This is a genomic window from Streptomyces sp. NRRL S-495, assembly GCF_000966955.1.
Classification (GTDB): domain Bacteria; phylum Actinomycetota; class Actinomycetes; order Streptomycetales; family Streptomycetaceae; genus Kitasatospora; species Kitasatospora purpeofusca.
This window is the reverse complement of record NZ_JZWY01001269.1, coordinates 1-265: the sequence shown is the minus strand read 5'-3', so window position 1 is coordinate 265 and position 265 is coordinate 1. Positions and strand designations below refer to the sequence as shown.

1 protein-coding gene is annotated in these 265 nt (G+C 78.5%); it reads right to left on the bottom strand.

Annotation, left to right across the window (positions count from 1 at the left end):
* Positions 1-265: hypothetical protein (locus VR45_RS41070; protein ID WP_045945085.1), on the bottom strand; the 265-nt coding region annotated here is incomplete at both ends.

The following is a 265-nucleotide window of genomic DNA, read 5'->3' as shown; positions in this document are numbered from 1 at the left end:
AGCCAGAGCGGCTGTTCGGCCGGCCGCTGCTGCCCGTAGGTGGCGATCACGGCCTGCGCCTCGATCGGGTCGCCGAGGGTGGTGCCGGTGCCGTGGCCCTCGACGGCGTCCACGTCGGCCGCGCCGAGCCCGGCCCGCTCCAGCGCCGCCCGGATCACCCGCTGCTGGGCAGGGCCGCTGGGCGCGGTCAGGCCGTTGGAGGCGCCGTCCTGGTTGACCGCGCTGCCGCGGACCACCGCGAGCACCGGGTGGCCGTTGCGGCGGG